The sequence below is a fragment of the Endozoicomonas sp. SESOKO3 genome (assembly GCF_024606255.1).
Genome location: NZ_JAHHPR010000518.1, coordinates 1 through 2,515, shown reverse-complemented (window position 1 = coordinate 2,515; position 2,515 = coordinate 1). Strand labels below are relative to the sequence as shown.

The 2,515-nt window shown below is 43.7% G+C and carries 2 protein-coding genes; both read right to left on the bottom strand.

Features of this window, described 5'->3' with window-relative positions; genetic code table 11:
* Window positions 1-1,030, bottom strand: a 1,030-nt coding sequence (locus KDK18_RS08960; RefSeq protein WP_257254560.1) for a hypothetical protein, incomplete at its 3' end; no start/stop codon positions are given.
* A partial coding sequence (locus KDK18_RS08955; RefSeq protein ID WP_257254559.1) for a hypothetical protein occupies window positions 1,002-2,515 on the bottom strand: 1,514 nt, incomplete at its 5' end. The genes KDK18_RS08955 and KDK18_RS08960, both read right to left, overlap by 29 nt.

Here is a 2,515-nt window from a genome sequence, read left to right as displayed (position 1 = left end):
ACAACGCCTGAACCAGTTGGGCATAGGGGAAGTGGTTCTCATAAGCGGCCTGTTCTAACCCTGTGCGCTGCCGACTGTCGAGGGTGCTAGCCAGATTGATGGTTATGACTGGTTGGTCACTGGATGTATCTGCAGAAGCTCCGGAACAAGCCAGTATCTGCAGGGTTTTTGTTTTTCCATCCTCCAATTGATTTTGCAATGTGTCGAGTTTTGCATCGGGCGCAGGGCTTTCTTCAGAGCTCTGGCAGTGTGGTGTCTTTATTGCCCTGTTCAGCTCACCCGGAAAGTTATGATCCATTTCTCTAATCCAGTTTGATATTTCTATGGATTGAGTCAATGCCGTTTCGAAATCGATTATACTCAAGACTGACTTTTGGGTGGTGGTTTTCTTGTTTCCTTTTTTTGAGCATTCAGCCGAATCAGGTGCTGTGATCTTATTGTGATGAGCTACCGCAGAGCTTTGATCATCAGGGATTGCTTCTAATTTGATATCAACCTTTACTGGCGCAGTTGCAATGTCGCTTATTTCTGGCTTGACCGTTTTTATCCGTTTCTGTTTATTCTTATGGGAATCTAAATCTGAGTCATCTGTTATCGCCTCTTTACCTTCAATGTAAGTAGCGGTAGAAACTGCTCTATCATGTTGGTCGATACCTTTTTGCTCACCCACAGGATTTTTCGCCTTAACACTGCTTTCCTGTTCACTGTCAGGCAGGGGCTTGATATATGGATGCAGAAATTCCGGTAATCTGGATGATTCTGAAAAACTGCTGAGGACTGACTGCTGAATAATGGCCTGAACCTGTTGCTCAGTGTCACTCGCCAGCAAGATTTTTAACACATTTTGAGCATTTTGCACCCGTCGTGTTGAATCAATCCTTGGGTTGGTTTGATCAAGTTGCATGTCCTGCAGCAGTTTTTCAACCAGAGCAGGCAAGTTTGTCATAAGCAGTTTGGAACCTATGGCAAAAGGTTCTACACGCATGAAATCGAAATACCCTTCAGGACCGGCAGAAATATCGATAGACAAAATTCGCCATTTTTTTTGTCTTACAACGGGCGAACCCCATTGTTTTTCCTTTGTTTGTATCGGGAAAGCAATTGATCTTTAAGGTGTGCAGTAGCCCTCTGCGCTGTAATTCTTTTGGGTTGGCTAAAACTATGGTGTGAATGTTGTTGCGTCTGACGGTGGTGCCGGGCAGGGCGTCTCTCAGCTTTTCCTCTAACGAGGCTGATATGGTTTCCAGACTTGTAATATCCTCAACTGCCAGGTCAATATCATTGGTAACAGGAACCTTGCCAAGTTCAGTGGGTTTAACTGAAGACGAAAGATGTTGCCATCTGGCTAATCCACCATAGACAAGAGCATCTTCAGTACCAGATATAACTCTCTCTGCTTCTGTATAGGTTTTTCTAAAAACAGGTGCAAGCACCACAAGTGCAGGAATCACATAGCGGATGTCCTGTTTTTTTACTAAAAATGAGCCCTCGGAATAATTTTTTAAATGATCATCCATAGATTGTATCTTGTCGTTTATTGAAGATATGGAGAGATCCGGAGCTATAAAGGGGATATATTTACTGGCAGAGTCTTGCCAGAAAAAAATCACTGCTCCAAGAACGTTTTTACTAATGTAAAATGTGCCATCAGGATTCTCTTTATCGTCGAATGGGTGACAAGCAAGACGTAATGTATTGTAAAAACTGAATAGGTTTTGTCCTTGTTCCCCCTGCATGAATTTATCGGGTGCAGTAAACGCCTGTTTTAGTCCTTCGCTGGCAGATTTTATGGACGCCTTTTTCAGTAGCTCTTCGCTGGCAGAATTTATGGCGTTGTATTGAAGATTTTCCCGGTATAACAAAATGTCTTTTTGCCACTGTGGAAACAGTTCCCATAAAGCATTTTCAGATCGACTGTCTCTCAGCCAGTCACTTTCCTGTTTATTTAAGTGGGAGCTGGTCAGGAAGTGAGTGGACCAAAGGAAGTTGTCACTGTGATGAGACAGTTTTACAGCGTGATGCCCGTAAAACAGGAAGACATAGGCATCTTCGAGACTGTTCAGAGGCTGTTGAGGCGTACGAACATGGTAGCTATGGCAGTGATCTCCTTGAGCATCAGGAACAATGACTTCTATAGAATTTTCCAGAGCTTTTGATGCCAGCACCATGTGTTGAGAGTTTTTCGGATCAAAACCCCGAAGCATCTGGTTGTATAGTGTTTCACCTTCATCATCGGGCAGTTGGCATTGACCGTAAAACGTTTCAAATTGCTCCCTGGATTTGATATCCAGCTGTTCTGAAAGAAATTCCGATATATGGCTCATTCTTTCAGGCCGAAGCCAGGACTTTTTGTAGAAATAAGATAGATGTTCAAGCAAAGATGCCGAGGAGACGCTGTCTGCTGGTGTGACTGGATGATTTCTGTCCGGTGGTGGCTCGTTATCGTCAACACTTTTCCTGCCGTCAGAGTGACTGCTTCGTTCACTTTTCTTGCCGTTTTGTTCGGCTTTTTTTT